Below are 19,761 nucleotides of genomic sequence, written 5' to 3'. Positions count from 1 at the left end.
TGTGTTAACGGTAGTCATGGTCATTATAGCAGTTCTATTACTATTCCCGATTGTGATTACGTTCACAAATTCGCTTATGACAGAACAAGAAATTGGCATTAATTATGGACCCATAGGGCAGATGAACAAAGCCGCTGCAGGGAGAGAAAATCCTTTTGTGAATCTAAAACTGCTGCCGGATCAAGTGACCTTAGAGCAGTATGGCAAGGTGTTGGTGGGCAGCCCGAGATATCTGATGATGTTCTGGAATTCGGTATTTATGGTAGTGCCGATCATCGCAGGACAAACCCTCGTAGCAGCACTGGCTGCTTACGCGTTCTCCAAGCTGCAATTTCGCGGCCGGGAACACTTGTTTCTCGTCTATGTCTTGACGATGCCCATGCCATTCCAAGTGACGCTAGTGCCGAATTATATTATGGCGGATAAGCTTGGACTACTTAATAGTTCGAATGCCATTATATTACCTGGCATTTTCGCAGCCTTCGGTGTGTTTATGCTAAGGCAGTTCATGTTGGATATTCCATATGCCTACATCGAAGCAGCCAAGATGGATGGAGCTGGACATTCGCGAATTTTTTACAAGATTATTATCCCAATGATCAAACCGGGTCTGGCTGCGCTTGTTATCCTCTTGTTCGTCGATTACTGGAACATGGTGGAGCAGCCGCTTATTTTTCTGGACGATCCGTTCAAGCAGCCGCTATCGGTTTATTTATCCAGTATTAATGGTGAACTGGGGATTGCTTTCGCTGCATCCATGCTCTACATGGCTCCGATGGTGCTGCTGTTTCTGTATGCGGAAACGTATTTCATTGAAGGCATACAATTGTCTGGCATCAAGGGCTAGTTTTTGCGAAGCTGATGCTTGCAAGGCAAGCTTAGCATAAGTAAAACTCAGACAATGCTTACAAATTAAACTTTCCTACGGAAAGTTCTTAGGAGGAGGAAGATGGGAGATGGAGTTAGAAAAAGAGCCGGCTGATCGTAGGCGCAAACGAAGCATTCAAGTCGTGTTCATTGTTTTTATGGGATTGTTACTATTTTTTACGTTGTTCAGCAACACACTGCAGTCACTGACCTTGCCGAAAGTGAGAACGGAAAAGTCGGCTAACGGAAGTCTTTTATTTACGATCGAAGGTAGCGGTATGCTGCAACCGTTCGCCGAAGCAAGATTATTGAACCCTGCTGGCTGGAAGGTCCAAAAGATTCTCGTAAAAGAAGGGGAGCATGTGAAGACGGGGCAAAAGCTAATCATTTATGACAGCAAAACTGCCGAACGAGAATTGCAAGATGAAATAACCAACATGGACAAGCAGAAAATCGAGTTGCAGAATATTCAGGATCAGTACATCGAGTCGACCAAGGAAGGGGACGAACTCAGTATTCGGAAAGTAAAACGAGATATCGAAACGCGAAAACTTGATCTAGGCATGCAGGAACGTAAAATTAACGAGTTGAGAGACCTTCTGACAAGCCAACAGGAAATAACCGCCCCGTTCGATGGTATTATAACAAAATTGAATGCCCTTGAAGGGTTAACATCAACGGGAGAACCGGATGTTCTTATCTCGAACAGCAGCCTAGGTTATCGAATGGATATTTTTGCCGATTCAACGTTGCTTTCCAGCTTGGGGATTTCGATCGGAGATAAGATAGAGATCAAGGTAGATACAGGCCAAGAACAACAAACCCGTATGATCGAAGGCACGATTGATGAAGTGGTGAATGCACAACCTCGTACCGTGAGCTCATCTGGTGAAGAAGCGGGGCTGACCCTAACGATCCCACAGAAGGCTCTTCACATAAAGGTCTTTGATTCTGAGCTGAAAGGGGGTGAGCAGGCAGAAATCAAACTCGAAAAACGCTCACAGCAAGAGGGGGTGGTCATTTCCAATGAGGCAATTCATCATGACCGTGACGGCATGTTTGTTTATAAAATTGACGAGCAGAGAGGTGCATTAGGTAATGTCTTTGTTGCCCGTAAAGTCCGAATTGATTCTAGTCAAACGAATGACAAAGAAACGATGATTCAATCGAATAGCCTCTATGAAGAGGATCTGATTATTCTGGAAAGCAGTGAGCCTTTACAAGACGGAAACCGCGTTCGTCTGCAATAGTTAAGTAGGTATGCGATAAAATTATAGGAGGAATTCATTCGATGAAAAAGTGGCTGTGTATGATAAGTATTGGTATTTTAATGACGTCAATGACCGCGTGCAGTTCTGGAGGCAGCGAGGAATTGGCAAGTACGGAGAAACCGGTAACCAAAGAGGGGCAAACAGTCGTTACTTTGTCTATGCAACAATCGAACGCATTTTATGAGACGGCAGAGAAAAAGTTTGAAGAAAAGTATCCGGACATCGATCTGCAAATTCAGATCACAGATGATTATCAGAAATACCAAAAAACGACGAATACAGCGCTGCTATCAGGGAAAGGCCCGGATATCTTCGAAATAAGCAGCTTGCCTATCGACGATTATGTGAGCAAAAAGCTGCTCCTGAACATGGATGAGCCCATGAAGCAAGAAAAAACACTGAATATAAGTGATTTGCAAATGAATATTTTGAATGTATTGAAGTTGAATGGCGGTATGTATGCCATGCCTTTCGGGTTCTACCTGCGAGCATTCGTAGGCGATGGGGACATTCTTGAGAACAAGAACATTGACGATAAAAACTGGACCTGGAAGGAGTTTGAAAAGACTTCGAAGAAACTGGGGGAGAGCGGCACAGAACGCCGATATGCTTTAGCGAATGACCCGCCGGAGGTCCTCCTTCAAGAAATGATTGTGGATAAATACACAGAGTTCGTTGATCATACAGCGAAAAAGGCAAAGTTCGATTCTCCCTTATTCGTGGAAGCAATGCAACAAATTAAAAAAATGTACGATAATAAAGTCATGACTTCGGAACCGGCGGATATAGGCAATCAAATGTTCTATTCTACCGTTTTGCAATCGCCGGCAGACTTTATCAATGGTCTGCATCTATTCTTCTCAAATCCGAAGCTACTGCAAAAACCAGAACAAACAGGTGGAACGAGGATTATCACCGCTTCCCGGTTCGCCATTCAAGCCAATTCTCCGGTTAAAGAGGAGGCTTGGAAGTTTATTGCCTTCTTGTTATCCGAAGAAGGGCAATCCCTGCAAGAGAGACAAGGGTTTTCACTGCTTAAATCTGTGAATGAGAAGCAGATGAACGACATTCAGGAACAAGTTAAGAGCGGAACGTACAAGCTTCCAGACGGGAAAGCTCCCAAGGTGTCGGACGAAGAATTTACTCAGTTCAAACAACTCATTAGTACAGCGGATAACTTTGCGGAAGCGGACGGTAGTGTGATTTCCATTATAGGAGATGAGTCCAGATCATTCTTTAGCGAGCAAAAGTCTGCGGAGGAAGTAGCCGAGCTGATCCAGAACAAGGTGACAACCTTATTAAACGAGTAGCAAACATTGAAACTGATGCAGCGCGTACCACTTGCGCTGCTTTTTTAAAGCTATCAACATAGAAAATAGTATTTGCTATATTTTCTTCATACAGTATTCGCTCTTTTTTGCATTAACTTTAGATTAATCGCTTTCAAGATCAACGTTAAAGAATATTTATTATGCTCCGACTTTAATTACTTTCAGGAGAAACACTCGTTTGCGAGAAACTTACTTCACACATGTGGAGTGCTGTGCGTTGATAGTAAGGGAATAGTATAGTAGAGCCACATTTACCTTTCTAAAAAGTATAGACAGCCCGAATCCTCTTGAGTTCGGGCTGTAATGTTGACTTAATCCTAGTAATTAAACGTAATTAATTGGTTGAGTTTGACTTCTCATGGAGATGAGATTAAAGGCGTACTTCAAGTCGGAAGCTGTCCTAGAAGTTGCCGAATCGTGTTACTGCTTCTACTGCTCCCTGAGTGTGTTTGGGCCAGAAGCGACTTGCAGGTTTATTTGGACTCTCCCCATAATAGTAACTTGTGGTGTAGCGTTGATATTCTTCATGAAATTCGCTACATGAGAACGAATGATGTAAAACTTCTGAAAAAACACGTTCTTCATTTTATAATTCACCCCTGTCTTTCCCCATAGTAGCAAGCATCGAAACCACGTCAATGAATGCCTGTACTGCTGGCGAACTCCTTTGTTGTGATTTTACAACCATTCCAATAGGTAGTAGATGGGGCGGATCAAGTGATAGAATTGTCGTTCCTTCCAGATTATTAGAGAGCATCATACGTGGTAGTAGAGTTATACCTAGCCCTTCTTGCACCATAGCGAATATGGTTGCACTGTCCTGAACCCTAAACCTAACATGCGGATTGATTTTTTCTTTTTCAGGACCGGATTGATTAATAATATCAAATGAACACTCATCTTTAGATAAAATAAAATGTTCCGCCCCTAGCTCACTTAGAGCAATAGACCCCCTTTCCTTTAAATGATGTCCAGAAGGAACTAGTACACAAAGCTCATCTGTTAATATCAATGTGCTATTTTTTTCAACAGATGAATGAAGTGAAAATCCAGCATCAATTATATTCTGGCTTAGCCAATCTTCTATTTCCAATAGGGTACCTTCAAAAAGCACCACTTCTACGTTTGGATATCTCTCTTGAAAAACGGTTATTATACGAGCTAGCATGCCTGCATGTATGAAAGGAATATAACCAATACGTAGTTTTCCTGTTATTTCTCCTTGTTCTGCTTTTGCTTCTTGTACAATAGCTTCAGCGTAAGACACAATAGAACGTGCATACTCCAAAATCCTCTTCCCCACAGGGGTGAAAGTAATAATTCCCTTACGATTACGCACTATCAAAGTAATATTTAACTCATTTTCAAAAGCCGTTAGTGCATGACTCACAGCAGATTGAGTTAAATTCATTTGCACTGCTGCTTCTGTAAAACTGCCTAGCTTCGCAAGAGCTACAAGGCACTGAAGTTGAGTTAACGTCATATGAATTCTCCTCATATTAATATGCAAAACATGATTTGAACTCATAATGATATTAATCTATAATTTTGTCAAGAAGAGTATTACAAATGTAAATGAACGAGGAGAAATGTTTATGTTTAGTTGGCAGGCACATTCATTAGGAAAAGCTGAAGAGGTTGTGAAAAAAATAGAAATCCCCTTACCGGAGCCCCAAGAAAACGAAGCTAGAATAAAAGTTCTGGCTACAGTACTAGGTCTCCCCGATAAAATGATGCTAGAAGGAACTTATTTAATTACCAAAACACTACCCATTTCGTTTGGTCAAGAGATAGTAGGTATTGTAGATAAAGCAGGCTCTGGATATCCATTTAAAGAAGGGGATCGTGTAATTGGAATTACAGGTTACCATGTTGGCTTGGGAGGTTTGGCAGAATATTGCATAAGCCCAGGCGACAGCGCTGTATTGGCACCATCAACGCTTTCAAATGAAGAAGCTGCTAGTTTCTTAGGCTCATTCCATGTTGCATATGTTGGTCTTGTTAACCGTGCAGCGATAAAATCTGGGGAAACGTTGCTTGTATTAGGCGGGGCAGGCCGAACTGGCTCAGCAGCCATTCAATTAGGCAAAGCACTTGGAGCAACCGTCATTGCCACAGCGAGGGCTAAAGAACAAGAGGAGTTTTGCCGCGATCAAGGAGCTGACTATATCTTTAATCCAGCAGAGCAAGGATTTGATGAAACCATTGCCAGGTTTACTGAGGGTCAGGGCGTCAATGTAATTTATGATACGGTTGGTGGTGACGTTTATACTAACGCTGTAAATAGTATTACTTTAGGAGGGCGGGTTGTACTAATTGGGTTTGCGAGCGGAACCTGGGGACGCCCTGATCCACTGCATATCCTATCTAAAGGCTATTCTGTTACCGGCGCACTCCACTTAGTTCGTTCAGAAGAAGAACGTACTGAGAGTATCAAGGTTTTAAATAACATGCTAGAAACAGGAAAGATACAGCTTCCCCCCACCTCTGTTTATGGATTTGATAATGCTCCGGAGGCCCTCAGCTCTCTTCGTGAACGACAATTAGAATTAGTTGTTGTAAGAGGAACCTAGTATTAGCACCTTACCCAAAAGCTCTAAGGACGTAAATACGTATCTTTAGAGCTCCTTTCTGTTTCTCAAAATATACTTCGAGCAATACCCAGTCAACCACATTTCGTTGAGGCATGAAGTAAAAAACAAAGGCATACCGACCTGAAATTCATCGCAAATACAATTCCAATGCCCTATAAATGGTATGTTATATTTTTTCACTTAATCACTCTGTGAAAATATATTTTTTAATAGTCTCGTACGAGTGTTGCTTGACTCGTTTTTTCAAAATAGTGAGAAAAGGCTCGTTTTATCATTTCTTTTATAGATTTATAATCACTTGCATGTATAAAATTAATCTCTAAATAACTAGCAACAGCAGTAATAGATATTTGTTTTTGTATGGAATGAATTTCAACAATAGCCTCTTTTATTAACCTAATTTTTTCGTCAAATATCCTTTTGTATGCTTCGGAATTACTCATCGACTCCTGTTTCAATCCACGCACCCCATACGGAGTGCGACATAGAGTTTATTTTCAAGATCTTCATAAGTAAGTGTTTCAATCCACGCACCCCATACGGAGTGCGACAACAGGTAAAGATAACTGGTTTGATCTAGTCATCGTTTCAATCCACGCACCCCATACGGAGTGCGACAAGCCGTCCGATCAGGCTATTAATGACCTTAAGGTTTCAATCCACGCACCCCATACGGAGTGCGACTAAGCCAATTGTGCATTATGTGGATGATCCAGATGTTTCAATCCACGCACCCCATACGGAGTGCGACCTCCACGCTCGGACACTATTTCCACCTCCAACGTTTGTTTCAATCCACGCACCCCATACGGAGTGCGACATTTGCTTCCGTTTATCTCCAATCCTTCAAGTTGTTTCAATCCACGCACCCCATACGGAGTGCGACCAAATCAAGCCGGGTTTCCAGATTTAACATCTCAGTTTCAATCCACGCACCCCATACGGAGTGCGACGTATTGGTGTAATCTTCATTGGTTGTAACATATGTTTCAATCCACGCACCCCATACGGAGTGCGACAAGCATGTTGTAATCCAATACAGCATTTTCGAGCTGTTTCAATCCACGCACCCCATACGGAGTGCGACTTTAATTATCCGACTCGTGACCTCGTCAGCTGGTGTTTCAATCCACGCACCCCATACGGAGTGCGACAGCTTTTCCGGCAGCAGGTCAACGGAGCGCTTGAGGTTTCAATCCACGCACCCCATACGGAGTGCGACTGTCGTAATAGGCTATATTGTAGTTTATTACTTTTGGTTTCAATCCACGCACCCCATACGGAGTGCGACGCCAACATGCCGATCGAGCCGAACCGGCTCTTCCTGTTTCAATCCACGCACCCCATACGGAGTGCGACAGCAAAAACTGTACTAATTAATCCCATCATGGCATTAATCGCCGCTATTTTCAACGAAATAATATCGAAAAAAGATAAGAGTAAGCTTGACTTTTTGTAGAGTAGCTCGTTTTCGTCATGGTTCGACAAAATCTGAGGTGCGAGTCCCCCAGGGATTTCATGGGAGCTTCACATTCGCACCACAAAGGTGGAGAAATCTTTTATCCAGGCGCGTTATCGTACCCTTAAAGCAGCCACAAAAATATTTTTCGAAAACTACTTACAAAATTAAAGTAGATATATTATAATTACAAACATAAAGACAAGCCTTCAACTATTCTTACATAAAATGATTTTTCAAAGGGAGCGTTTGAACATGGGAGAACTTAAAACGATTATCGAAAAACGTCGTTCGGCCGTGAATTTTGTGGAAAATGTAGCGATTTCGGAGGAGGAGCTTCAGCAGCTTTTTTCCTTAAACCGCTTCGTTCCTTCGGCCTTTAATTTGCAGCACAGCCACTACATCGTGGCGACATCCGAGGAGAGCAAAGAAAAAATCTATGCAGCGTCCAAGCAGTATAAAGTGAAAAATGCATCAGCCGCGATCATCGTGCTCGGCGATACGAAGGCGCATCTGAATGTCGGGGAGCTGAACGCGGGAATGCTTGCGCTGGGCATGATGAGCAAGCTGGACTACGATCAGGAAAATGAAAATGTGACTCAGTTTTATGAATCGCGCGGCGAAGCGTTCCAGCGGGACGATGCGATTCGCAATGCGAGCCTGTCGGCGATGCAGCTCATGCTGATTGCGAAGGATATGGGCTGGGATACTTGCCCGATGATTGGTTTTGATGCGGATAAAATACAGGAGCTGTTTGATATCCCAGCACGCTATGTGCCGGTCATGCTCATTACGCTGGGCAAAAGCGACCCGAACAAGGAACGTCCACGCGGCTACCGCAAGCCGGTCAACCAGTATGTGAACCTGAACGCGTTCCACTCACCAGAAAACAACGGCTAATGCGGTATTTTGCTAACTAAGGCACCACTGCCAGAACGCAAGATAAACTAAAACACCTTTAAGTTGAAAAATGCGACTATTGCCCAATACTCGTACAACTTGGGGGTGTTTTTTGCATGGGCTTCGAACGCTCCACTTGCCCTATAGCCCCCAAATGGTGTATCTTTCAAGCAATCAGAGTTTATGTGTCATAGGTAAACTTCCGCAAAAGAAGGAGAAGCGAATGAATCGAATTTTGTTGGTTGAAGATGATGCGAATTTTGCATTTGGTATAGAGTACACTTTAATATCCGAAGGCTACAGCGTTGTAGTAGCCAATACCTTGAGCGATGCCAGGCGGGAGCTTGGCTCTAGCGCGGTGAACTTAATCCTCTTGGATGTGAATTTGCCCGACGGGACGGGCTATGAATGGTGCCGGGAAATAAGAGCTTCTTCCCAGATTCCGATCATTTTCTTAACGGCGCTGGATGAGGAAGCAAATATCGTAGCCGGACTTGATCTGGGGGCAGACGATTATATGTCCAAGCCGATTCGAACGAAGGAGCTTCTCTCTCGAATGAAAGCGGTTTTGAGACGCAATCAGCGAGAGAAGGAAGATACGGACGTGCTCGCTTCCGGCAGCATTCAAGTTCGCGTACTTGAAGGAACGGTACTCAAAAACAATAGAGAGCTGACTCTTACGGGGCTTGAGTATCGGCTTCTCCTACTGTTCATGAAGCATCCAAAGCAAATATTGACTAGAACTGCGATTTTGGAAAGCCTGTGGGATATGGGAGGAGAATTTGTCGATGATAATACGCTCTCCGTTCACATCCGCAGGCTCAGGGAAAAAGTGGAGGATGATCCGGCTGTTCCTGCCTATATCGTTACGGTCAGAGGGGTCGGATATAAATGGAATGCCGAAGGGGCCGCGAGGTGAAGCATGAGTGAGCTTATTCGAAATCCGGAAGTCAAATCCGTCATTTTCAAAGCAGCACTATTGCAGCTTACCTTATATTCCGTATATTCATGGGTGTCGTTGAAGTCGATTGGTCGATGCCTTGGGGAAATATAGCCATTGCTTTTGCAGGCTCTATAGCGGTCACCCTCGCAGCCAGTCTCTTGCCTATGCGGAAAATGAATAATACCAGCATCGTCGATGCACTGCGAAAGGAAAATTAAAGTTTAAATTGGGCCGTGTATGGAGCAGGCCCTAATCTGCAACTATCCTAGTGAAAAAAGCTGCCTCCCCAGCGGAGCACAGCTGCAAACGGCCATTAGCCGAATGCAGCCGCGCTCTCGCTAGGGGGCAGCTTTTTTATGCCAAAATCATGTTCATCATCATCTTGCTTGCTCATGCTTCGCTAACCTTCTCCAGCGGCTGCTTCGTGTAATACAGGCGGAACACGAGGTCCTGATTATGGTTGCCGAAGCCGGAGCCGAACAAGGTAACGCCGCCTACATGCTCGGCGCTCTCCTCCACAGCGATGCGGAACGTCCACTGATTGCTGCGCACATCAATATCGTCGATCGTCACATCCGACAGCTTGATGCCATCCATGAAGGTGCCTTCCTTCTTCACGATCAAATGCTTGAGCAGCCCGTGCTGGTTGACGCTTTCGAACCACCACGGCGGATTAAGCTTGCCTTTGCCGCCAAAGTCGCCGGGGCTTGTCCACATGCCGACCTTCTGACCGTTAAAAAAGAAGCTAATATCCGAAGGCCAGTTATTGTTCGTAAACGGGGCCTCCGAGGAAATTTCCATCGAAACCTCAAGCTGCTCGGGAATCTCGCTCCCCAGCATGTAATTAGGCAGCTTGTATTCGATGTAGCCTTGCCCAAACCACAAAATCTTCGCATTCAGCCGCTCCGGGTCAAGGAAATGTCGCGGATCGTCGAACACGCCGATGATAGAATCCCGCGTACAAATGCCGCAAGTCGGCAATATGTTCAGATCGGTAAAATGGCCAATGGAAATATCCGTCCGCCGCACCTCACGGGGAATAACATCCTTGAGCGGGAACATAATTTCCAGGTTGTCCACGCTCAGCGAGCAGACCTTCTGGGCAGCGCCGCCTTTGCCAGGAGTCATTTCAGAGTGGATGATGTTGGCCTTCTCCAGCTTCTTCACATGCATCGTCATAATGGCGCTGCTCAGCCCAAGCGCTTCAGCGAGCTCGCGAATGTTCATGGACTTTTGCGACAGCAGGTGGATGATTTGGATGCGTACGTTGCTGGAAATAGCCTCGAATACAGGCAAATATTGCTCGGACAGTTCTATTTTCAACGTGGCTTCCTCCGAAAAAAGAAATATTAATGTTTATGTGAATAACACTCATTTAGACTAATCATACATGATTTAATCGAATCAGACAAGGAAGCGCCTTCAAATCGGCATAATACGGTTGACATCCGCATAAAAGTGTTGATATATTAACATCGAAGATAGTTAATAACATATTTATGAATGATTAACATGAAGGTGTAAGTGAGTGCGGAAGCAAGGCCAATTAAGCACAGCAAGGAGTTCTGATCATGTTGAATGTTAACGAGCAGGTGCAGCAATCCTTTATTAACCCTATTATACCGCAGCGTGCCGATCCTTGGGTATATCTCCACACAGATGGATTTTACTATTTTACTGGCTCCGTGCCGGAATACGATCGCATTGAGCTAAGACGGGCGCGTACGATTCAGGAGCTGGGAGCAGCAGAGCCAGTTGTCGCATGGACCAAATATGCGGAAGGGCCGATGAGCGCCAATATTTGGGCGCCGGAAATTCATTTTGTCCAAGGGAAATGGTACATCTACTTTGCAGCCGCCAGGACGACGGAGACGGTTGAAGGTTTATTTGACCATCGGATGTTCGTGCTGGAAAATGAATCGGCTAACCCGCTGGAAGGGAAATGGAGCGAAAAAGGTCAAATTATCGCCAATTGGGAATCGTTTGCGCTTGATGCGACGAGCTTCGAGCATAATGGGACGCACTATCTCGTATGGGCGCAGAAGGATTTGTCAATTGAGGGCAATTCGAATTTATATATTGCCGCGATGGTCAACCCTTGGACGATTAGCGGCCAGCAGGTGATGATCGCCCAGCCGGAATACGATTGGGAGAAGATCGGCTTTTATGTGAATGAAGGAGCGGCTGTGCTGAAGCGTAACGGCAAAATTTTCATCGCTTATTCGGCAAGTGCGACCAATCACCATTATTGTATGGGATTGCTGACGGCATCTGCGGACAGTGATTTGCTGGACCCCGTTTCGTGGAGCAAGGCGCCTGAGCCTGTGTTTACAACGAACGAGGAGAATGGGCAATATGGACCGGGACACAACAGCTTTACGGTATCGCCGGATGGCAAGCACGATATTCTGATTTACCATGCCCGCAATTACAAGGAAATTACAGGCGACCCGTTATACGATCCGAATCGCCACACGAGGGCGCAGGTTTTCGGCTGGACGGCAGACGGCATGCCAAGCTTCGGCGTTCCGGTACGCGACGGCAAGGAATAAGAAAGCCGGGGCTTATGCGTCATACTGAAGATGAAACAAATTCAGTTGACAATGTAAGCGCTTTGAATTATGATCTAAAATAAATAAAAATATTAATTATTAATGTTTTTGTTATTTAATTGAACCTCCATGCGGATACATAAAGACAATCAGCGCGTATGCAAACAGGATGCAGGGAGAGTCATTCAAATTGTGAATGCGGTTTCATTTTGCTGAGGAGGGTTTGAAGATGAGAAAGAGTTTATTGGCGGCAATGGCAGCAACGGTAGTGTTGGGAGGCGTAATGGCAGGCTGCAGCGGCAATGCGCAAACAGGAGGCAATGAAGCAGCTGCAGAGGGCGGCACGAAGCAAATTAGCTTTATGTTTCGCGGCGGCCCGGAGGAGCAGAAGGCGTATGAAGCGACGGTCAAGAAATTTGAAGCCGATCATCCCGATGTAAAGGTGAAAATCATTACGACAACAGGCGATCAATACGCGACGAAGCTGAAAGCGGCGATTACAGGCAAAAGCGTGCCGGATGTATTTTATTTTGATCCAGGCGATCTGAGAGCTTACGTCAACGCCGGTGTGCTGAAGGATATTACGGAATATGTGAAGGATGTCGATTTTGATAACATCTGGAAGCGCGGCGTCGATATTTACCGTTATGACGGCAGCAACGTAGGCCAAGGCAATATTTACGGCTTGCCGAAGGACGTTGGCCCGTTCGCTCTCGGCTACAATAAAGACATGTTTACAGCGGCTGGAATCCCATTGCCGGATAAGGAAAAGCCATATACATGGGACGAATTCATCAAGGTCAATCAGCAATTGGTGAAGGATACGAATGGCGATGGCAAAATCGATCAGTACGGAACAGGCTTTAATGTCAACTGGGCGCTGCAGGCATTCGTCTGGAGCAATGGCGCAGACTGGTTGGACGCAACGAATACGAAAGTGACGATCGACGATCCGAAGTTCGCGGAGGCGCTGCAATATTTTGCCGATATGCAAAATGTGCATAAAATTACCCCGTCGATTGAAGATGCGGCGACGCTTGATACGTATCAGCGCTGGATGAAGGGCGAGCTTGCTTTCTTCCCGGTAGGTCCTTGGGATCTCGCGACGTATGAGACGCTGCCTTTCGATTATGATCTGATTCCTTACCCAGCTGGCTCGACGGGCAAATCCGCGACATTCCTTGGCTCGCTTGGCATCGGCGTATCCAGCAGCTCGAAAAACCCGGAAGCAGCAGCGCAGCTCGTCACATACTTAACCTCGTCACCAGAAGGCATGCAGCAGCTGGTTGATGCCAAGGTGCAAATTCCGAACCTGATTGATATGGCGGAAAAATGGGCAGCAGACACGACTAAGAAGCCTGCGAACAAAGCGGAATTCCTCCGTATCGTAGAGGATTACGGCAAGCCAATGCCTAACACGCTGACTTACAACTCGGAATGGTATCAGCTATTTTTCACCGATATTCAGCCTGTTCTTGATGGCAAGCTGACAGCAGCGGAGTATGTGAAGGCGGAACAGCCGAAGATGCAGAAGCTGCTCGACAAGGCGATTGAGCAGGAAGCAAAATCCAAGCAATAATGTCCAAGCAATAAAGTTTCGTAGCTTTGGCTAATCTCGAAAGCCGTAAGGGTAGAGGGCGGGCTCAATTTCTTAGCTGGAATGGGGCAGGTGCGGCAAGCAGGCGGCAGACGCAGGCGCAGGGCACTAACGTTCAGAAATGCCCGTCCCTCCAACCCACGGCTATACTATGGGGTGAAACATGAAGGCAAAGTCGAGTCTCTACCGCAAAGAAAGCTACTACGGGTATTTATTCGTGCTGGCGCCCGTTGTCGGCTATCTCTTGTTTACAATGTACCCGCTGCTGTACTCCCTATATGGCTCTTTCACCGATTGGGATGGGCTCGGGCAGATGACGTTTATCGGGCTGGGCAATTTTAAAGATATTCTCGCGGATGAGCTTTTTTATAAAGCGAGCTTTAATACGATTTTTATGATGATTGGTATTCCTATTGAAATTACATTAGCGCTTCTGCTTGCGATGGGTCTGAATCGGAAAATGTTCGGTACGACAACGTTTCGGGTCATTTATTATGTACCGGTTATTTCTTCGCTCGCGGCGGTATCGATTTTGTGGCAGTGGGCTTATAACGGCGACTACGGCTTGGTGAATCAGTTTCTAGCGCTGTTTGGTTTTGAGGGGCCGAACTGGCTCACGGATAAGTACACGGTAAAGCCTGCTCTTATTCTAATGATGATTTGGAAAAATATTGGGTATTCCATGCTGCTTTATTTGGCTGCGCTGCAAAGCGTGCCGAAGGATTATTATGAAGCGGCACAGCTTGACGGCGCGAATAGCTGGAATATTTTCTGGAACATTACGTTCCCGATGGTGAAGCCTGTCACGTTCTTTATCGTCGTAACGAAAATTATCGGGGGAGCGCAAATTTTCACTGAGGTTAACATTATGACGCCGACGGGCGGGCCGGAATACAGCTCCGCAACGGTCGTTTTCTATGTATGGAAGAAAGCGTTCGAGAATCTGCAGATGGGCTATGCCTCGGGGATGGCGATGCTGCTGGGACTGTTTATTTTCGTCATTACACTCGTGCAGTTCCGCATGAATGAACGTTCCTCGAAGGATATGGAATAAACTTGTCCGCAGGAAAGGAGTGAAGCCTCACTTATGCTATCGTTAAAAAGATTCAACCTGACCGATTTGCTTGCTTTTATCGTCATCAGTATCGGTGCCGTATTTATGGTTGCCCCGCTGCTGTGGACGTTGTCTACCTCCTTCAAGTCGAAGGCGGAGGTATTTGCGCTGCCTCCAGTATGGATACCGGAAACGTTCCATTTTGAGAAGTATATCGAAATTTGGGAAAAAGGCCCGCTGCTCAGCGGCATTCAGAACAGCCTGATCATTACGGTGTGCGTGACGATTATCGGCACATTCACCTCAAGTCTGGCGGCGTTCGCCTTCGCCAAGCTGCGGTTTCCTTTCAAAAATATGATTTTCCTGCTGCTGCTTTCCGCCTTAATGATTCCTTACCCGGCGGTCATGATTCCGCAGTTTATTCTGTTCTCTGAATTTGGCTGGGTCGATACGCTGAAGCCGCTGATCGTGCCGGGACTATTCGGCAACATTATGATGATTTTTTTCCTGCGGCAGTATTTGACGAGCGTGCCGGGCGCGATTATTGAAGCGGCAAAAATTGATGGCAGCTCGTATTTCGGCATTTTCTCCAAAATCATTTTCCCGCTTATACGCCCAGCTGTGGCCGCGCAGCTTATTTTATGGTTTATGGCGGTATGGAATGATTATTTGGCGCCGATTATTTATTTGAATTCGCCGGAGAAGCAGACGCTTCAGCTCGTTATTGCGAATTTTAACGCGACTTATGCGATTCAGACCGATTACGCGCTTATTATGGCGGCATCTTTCATTGCGCTGCTGCCAATGCTCATTATTTTTCTCGTATTCCAGAAGCAAATTATTGAATCGGTTGCCATTTCTGGCGTGAAAGGTTAGAGGCGCCTATGAAACGATACTTTTTAACGATAACGGCTGTTGCTACGGTATGGCTGTCCGGCTGCTCTGGCGAAGAAGTGATTTATCCGCAGGCACCGCCAAGCTACCCGATGTACGATACTTCAACGATAGACAATGAGCAGGGCTGGAATATAAGCAATGTGCATGATCCTTCTATTATTAAGGAAGGAGATACGTATTATATTTTCTCCACGGATGTTAAGGTCGGCGGAAAGGCAAAGCCGGGGCTTATGGTCAGAAAATCGAAGGATCTAATGAACTGGGAATGGGCCGGCTATGCGCTTGATGGTGTTCCAGCGGAAGCAAAGGCGTGGACGGGGGCAAAGGGCATGTGGGCGCCAGAGGTTGCGAAGCTTGGCGATCGCTTCTATTTGTATTATTCCGCGTCAACCTTTGGCTCCAATCGCTCGTTTATTGGTGTTGCAACAAGCGATTCGCTGGAAGGGCCATGGACGGACCAGGGAGAAGTCGTCAAGACGGGACCTGGCGATGAACCGAATGCGATTGATCCTAACATTGTAAAGGATGCCGAAGGCAAGCCTTGGTTCGTGTATGGTTCTTTTTTCGGAGGCATCTATGTTTCTCCGCTTGATCCGGCTACGGGCAAGCTTACGGAACAGGGCTACGGGACGAAAATCGCAGCTCGCGCCGCCTCGGAATCGGGAGCAGTGGAAGGTCCTTATATGATTTATAATGCTGAGCTGAAGCAATATTATTTGTTCGTTTCCTATGACTCGCTCAGCCAGGATTATAATGTACGGGTAGGACGTTCAGCGTCGATAACAGGGCCTTTTCTGGATTCCCTCGGCCGGGATATGCTGGATACCGCTTATGATCCGTCCTTCGATGTTGGCAACAAGCTTATGGGCGGCTACCGGTTCGCGGAAGGAGAGGGCTGGATCGCTCCAGGCCATAACTCGATTTTGCAGGACGGAGATAGCGATTATATCGTTCATCATGCTCGCCCCGAGCAGGATCCGAACTGGATGTATTTGCATGTGCGCAAGCTGCTGTGGACAGACGACGGATGGCCGGTGGTGTCGCCGGAACGATATGCCGGGGAACAGGTGCAAACGATACCTAAGGCCGCACTTGCGGGCACATGGGAGCGCATAGCGCACGAGAAATATATAGATGGCCCGATTGATTCCGAAGCGATTGAGCTGAGAAAAGACGGTAAGATTGGTGCCAAAGATTCAGCAGATTATTGGGAGTTTGATGGCGAGCACACGGTGCGCCTGTATTTTCAAGAAGATGATCAGACGAATGCGGTGGTGGAAACGGTACTGGTACTGCCAGCATGGGACTCAGAGCTGAACAAGTCTACGCTTGTATTTACCGGAATGGACGACAAAGGGCTCGCTGTCTGGGGAAAAAAGATCAAATAACAGCCACTCTTTGTGCAGAAGACGTATATTTGCAAAATGCCTCTATAAAATTGGATAGCGGCACCCTAATAACGGGTGCCGCTGTTTGTGTATCGTATATTTAACCGGGCCTTCTGCAACAAGAACGGCCGTTATATCCCTTGTTAATCTTGCAAGACAGCATAATCTTGCCTCGTAACCTAACTCCAAAACAACGGAAGCCCTACCTCTCTTCCATCCTTGCGGCTCCTAGACCGCGCCAGTGTGAATCAAAGCTCGTACAGCACGAACATGAGAATTCAGAAATGAACAGAAAAGAAAATCCAGAAAAGAAGATTAAAATCTGTGGAAACATTGAATCTCTAGGAGGGATATTTGGGGGTTAAATATAACACATCGAATATTAGTATATCCCAGATGCGTAAAAAAAGCAAGGACTTAGAAATAAAGCGTTAATGCGCCTGTTTGATCAGATGCAGCAGCATCCTACGGATGTAGGGCAATTGCATGTGCTGTTGAACAAGCTGGTGGATGCCGGAAACACGGAACCTTTTTTGTTTGCTGTGTACGGCTATAGTATGAATGACTTTACTCCAATTGGAGACCCTATTCAGAAGATAAAAAGCAGGAATGAATAGAGGAGGCTGCAATTTAAATGCAGGATTGGCTAGAGATTGTCATTAGAACGTTAACGGCGGTTATTATTTTATTCACGATGACCAAGGTGCTCGGCAAACGTCAAATATCGCAGCTGTCGCTATTTGAATACATAACGGGAATTACGATGGGCAACATTGCAGCCTATGTTTCTCTTGATTTGGATAACGAATGGTACCTGGGATTATTGGCTTTAAGCGTGTGGGTGGCTGTATCCGTCGGCTTTGAATTTGCGACGCTGAAAAGCAAAAAATTACGCGACTTTATTGATGGGAGAGCTACCGTTTTAATCGAACGAGGCATTTTGCTGCGTGAAAATTTGTTTAAAGAGCGTCTCACTATTGATGAGCTGCTGGAGCAGCTGCGCAAAAAGGATGTATTCCGAGTGGCTGATGTCGAATTTGCCATTATGGAGCAGAGCGGTGAAATCAACGTCATGCTCAAGCAGGAGCAGCAGCCACTGACGCCTAATATGCTTGGCCTGAAAATCAATGAGGAGAGTGAACCCAAAACGGTCGTGATGGACGGCAACATTCTGGAGTACTCGCTGCGCAGCTCAGGAAGAGACTCTAATTGGCTGAAAAAGCAGCTGCGGGATCAGAAAATGAAGGTAGAGGATGTTTTTCTAGGCCAAATTGATGGGAAAGGGGAGCTTTCCGTTCAGACAGGCGAGAAGACGATTGAGCCAGCGAAGCCGAAAGATCCGAAGACGCAAATGATAAGTCTAATGAAGCAATTCGAAACGGAGCTGAAGCTTCAGGAGAGCCTCTCGCTCAATGAGCTCGATAAATCAGAGTATCAGAAAGCAATCCATAAGCTGCAGGCGCTGCTGGACAGAAAGTAGTCTAGGCGCCCCCAGCGGCTCAAAATATTGCTCTCGAGCTAGGAATGCGGCTGTTCAATTCAGCCAATCTATTTTACACTTATCGGAGGTGAAGACTTGGGTAATGGAAGGGAGAATTTTGACGATGCACGATAGATTTACAAGCGCAGGCAGCTTATGCGGCGTCATGTTGCCGGGCGTATGAGACAGGTTATTTTTTTGCGATTTTATAATTACTTCTATTTCTCCTTATTTGCGCTGTTTTTGTCCTTTTTGCCGATTTACTTGTCTGAGCGAGGCATTACGGCAACGAATATCGGCTTAATTATTGGAACAGGCAGCTTCATTGGGGTCATTTCACAGCCTTTGTGGGGCATGATAAGCGATAAATATAAGGTAGTTAAAAAGGTGCTGCTCCTGCTCATCGCTGTATCGGTTATTGTCGGCGCCTTCCTTTTTCAATCAGCGGAGCTGGCTTCGTTATTCTTTTTGACCTGTGTCATGTATTTCTTCTTCATGCCGACCGATCCGCTCGTCGAAAGCTTGAATTACCGGGTTTCCCAGCAGCATAAGGTCAGCTTCGGCTCGGTACGCATGTTCGGCGCGCTAGGCTATGCAATGGCTTCCTCGATTATCGGCTATGCAGGCAAGCATTACGGGATAGATAGTATGGCTGTGCTCTTTGTGCTATATGGTGTGATTACCTTGCTGTTGTGCAGTACGCTAGCTGAAGTGCCTGCTGCAACGAAGCCGATGGCGCTTCGCGATATCAAGCGGTTTTTCACGCGCAGGCAGACGCTTTATTTCCTCGGCTTGGTGCTGTTTTTGGCAATTCCGCATCGGATGAACGACAGCTATATCGGCATTTATATGAAAAGCCTTGGGGGAGACGTCCAGCTTATCGGACAGGCTTGGACGGTCATGACGATTATTGAGTTTGTGTTTTTCGCCATTTGCCATTATTTCATTAAAAAAGGGCATGAGCTGAAAGTAATTGCAGCTGCTGCCGGTTTTTATACGCTCCGGTTTCTGTTCTCCGCCTTAACGACTGATCCGGTCGCGCTCTTATGGCTGCAGCTGCTGCAAGGCGTTTCGTTCGTCCTGTTTTATACGGCAGCGATTCAATATTTGTATGCGATTATTCCGGAAGAGTGGAAGGCTACCGGACAGACGATACTGGCTGTGCTGTTCTTCGGCGTCTCCAGCATTGTTGCAGCTACGTTGGGCGGCTGGGTGATGGATATGTACGGCGGGGCAGCGCTGTATTACGGTATGGCAGCTTGGGCGTTCGCAGGCCTGCTGCTGTCCCTGCTTGTATGGAAAAAACGAGAAAAGGAATAGCATTGCAAGAAGGGCTATCCGTGAAGTCTGTTCAGACTTTTGAACTGCACCCCGTCAAGTAGACAGTATAAAAAATAAAGATTAGTTAAGCGGCCTTGGTCCTGAATT

The 19,761-nt window shown here is 46.1% G+C and carries 16 protein-coding genes and 1 CRISPR repeat array; of the genes, 13 read left to right on the top strand and 3 right to left on the bottom strand.

Annotated features, from left to right (window positions below; translation table 11 throughout):
• The first annotated feature begins 16 nt into the window (after nucleotides 1-16).
• The 3 genes from WH37_RS15025 (at nucleotide 17) to WH37_RS15015 (ending at nucleotide 3,448) form a co-directional block, all read left to right on the top strand.
• Nucleotides 17-847, top strand: coding sequence for a carbohydrate ABC transporter permease (locus tag WH37_RS15025; RefSeq protein WP_177217969.1), 831 nt, complete (start codon nucleotides 17-19; stop codon nucleotides 845-847).
• Between the two features lie 109 nt (nucleotides 848-956).
• Nucleotides 957-2,117, top strand: a complete 1,161-nt coding sequence (locus tag WH37_RS15020; protein ID WP_046231432.1) for an efflux RND transporter periplasmic adaptor subunit — start codon at nucleotides 957-959, stop codon at nucleotides 2,115-2,117.
• Between the two features lie 41 nt (nucleotides 2,118-2,158).
• On the top strand, nucleotides 2,159-3,448 hold the full coding sequence (locus tag WH37_RS15015) for an ABC transporter substrate-binding protein (RefSeq protein WP_046231431.1): 1,290 nt from the start codon (nucleotides 2,159-2,161) through the stop codon (nucleotides 3,446-3,448).
• Between the two features lie 607 nt (nucleotides 3,449-4,055).
• Here WH37_RS15015 and WH37_RS15010 read toward each other — a convergent pair.
• Complete coding sequence (locus WH37_RS15010; RefSeq protein ID WP_046231430.1) at nucleotides 4,056-4,952, bottom strand: LysR family transcriptional regulator; 897 nt, start codon at nucleotides 4,950-4,952, stop codon at nucleotides 4,056-4,058.
• A gap of 112 nt (nucleotides 4,953-5,064) precedes the next feature.
• Here WH37_RS15010 and WH37_RS15005 point away from each other — a divergent pair, with 112 nt between their 5' ends.
• Complete coding sequence (locus WH37_RS15005) at nucleotides 5,065-6,042, top strand: zinc-binding dehydrogenase (RefSeq protein WP_046231429.1); 978 nt, start codon at nucleotides 5,065-5,067, stop codon at nucleotides 6,040-6,042.
• 227 nt (nucleotides 6,043-6,269) lie between these two features.
• On the opposite strand, the gene WH37_RS15000 is transcribed toward WH37_RS15005, so the two are convergent.
• Nucleotides 6,270-6,506 carry a hypothetical protein gene (locus tag WH37_RS15000; protein ID WP_046231428.1) on the bottom strand — a complete coding sequence of 79 codons (237 nt, stop codon included), beginning with the start codon at nucleotides 6,504-6,506 and terminating at the stop codon, nucleotides 6,270-6,272.
• 8 nt (nucleotides 6,507-6,514) lie between these two features.
• Nucleotides 6,515-7,422: direct repeats of the CRISPR family, unit length 33 nt; unit sequence GTTTCAATCCACGCACCCCATACGGAGTGCGAC.
• A 355-nt stretch (nucleotides 7,423-7,777) separates the two neighbouring features.
• Between WH37_RS15000 and WH37_RS14995 the strand changes: the two genes are divergently transcribed.
• Nucleotides 7,778-8,422: a nitroreductase family protein gene (locus WH37_RS14995; protein WP_046231427.1), complete on the top strand. Its 645-nt coding sequence runs from the start codon at nucleotides 7,778-7,780 to the stop codon at nucleotides 8,420-8,422.
• Between the two features lie 223 nt (nucleotides 8,423-8,645).
• Nucleotides 8,646-9,341, top strand: a complete 696-nt coding sequence (locus WH37_RS14990; protein ID WP_046231426.1) for a response regulator transcription factor — start codon at nucleotides 8,646-8,648, stop codon at nucleotides 9,339-9,341.
• Nucleotides 9,342-9,755: 414 nt separating this feature from the next.
• On the opposite strand, the gene WH37_RS14985 is transcribed toward WH37_RS14990, so the two are convergent.
• Entirely contained in the window at nucleotides 9,756-10,688 is a 933-nt protein-coding gene (locus WH37_RS14985) for an ArsR/SmtB family transcription factor (protein ID WP_046231425.1), read from the bottom strand.
• A 248-nt stretch (nucleotides 10,689-10,936) separates the two neighbouring features.
• On the opposite strand from WH37_RS14985, the gene WH37_RS14980 reads away from it, so the two are divergent.
• The 7 genes from WH37_RS14980 to WH37_RS14945 all read left to right on the top strand — a co-directional run bounded on the left by WH37_RS14980 (nucleotide 10,937) and on the right by WH37_RS14945 (nucleotide 19,653).
• Complete coding sequence (locus WH37_RS14980) at nucleotides 10,937-11,917, top strand: glycoside hydrolase family 43 protein (protein WP_046231424.1); 981 nt, start codon at nucleotides 10,937-10,939, stop codon at nucleotides 11,915-11,917.
• A gap of 229 nt (nucleotides 11,918-12,146) precedes the next feature.
• The gene (locus tag WH37_RS14975; protein ID WP_046231423.1) at nucleotides 12,147-13,496 is read left to right on the top strand and encodes an ABC transporter substrate-binding protein; all 1,350 of its coding nucleotides are present in this window, start codon (nucleotides 12,147-12,149) and stop codon (nucleotides 13,494-13,496) included.
• 181 nt (nucleotides 13,497-13,677) lie between these two features.
• On the top strand, nucleotides 13,678-14,568 hold the full coding sequence (locus WH37_RS36010; protein WP_046231422.1) for a carbohydrate ABC transporter permease: 891 nt from the start codon (nucleotides 13,678-13,680) through the stop codon (nucleotides 14,566-14,568).
• A gap of 33 nt (nucleotides 14,569-14,601) precedes the next feature.
• Nucleotides 14,602-15,444, top strand: coding sequence for a carbohydrate ABC transporter permease (locus tag WH37_RS36005; protein WP_046231421.1), 843 nt, complete (start codon nucleotides 14,602-14,604; stop codon nucleotides 15,442-15,444).
• Nucleotides 15,445-15,473: 29 nt separating this feature from the next.
• Nucleotides 15,474-16,853 (top strand): arabinan endo-1,5-alpha-L-arabinosidase, encoded by a 1,380-nt coding sequence (locus WH37_RS14960; RefSeq protein WP_414811843.1) that lies wholly within the window; start codon nucleotides 15,474-15,476, stop codon nucleotides 16,851-16,853.
• 634 nt (nucleotides 16,854-17,487) lie between these two features.
• Entirely contained in the window at nucleotides 17,488-18,333 is an 846-nt protein-coding gene (locus WH37_RS14950; RefSeq protein ID WP_046231418.1) for a DUF421 domain-containing protein, read from the top strand.
• Between the two features lie 180 nt (nucleotides 18,334-18,513).
• Nucleotides 18,514-19,653, top strand: a complete 1,140-nt coding sequence (locus tag WH37_RS14945; RefSeq protein ID WP_046231632.1) for an MFS transporter — start codon at nucleotides 18,514-18,516, stop codon at nucleotides 19,651-19,653.
• The last annotated feature ends 108 nt before the right edge of the window (nucleotides 19,654-19,761 follow it).

Origin of the sequence: Paenibacillus algorifonticola (assembly GCF_000971975.1) — a bacterium.
Lineage (GTDB): Bacteria > Bacillota > Bacilli > Paenibacillales > Paenibacillaceae > Pristimantibacillus > Pristimantibacillus algorifonticola.
The sequence above is the reverse complement of the archived record's forward strand: the minus strand, read 5'-3'. Positions and strand labels throughout refer to the sequence as shown.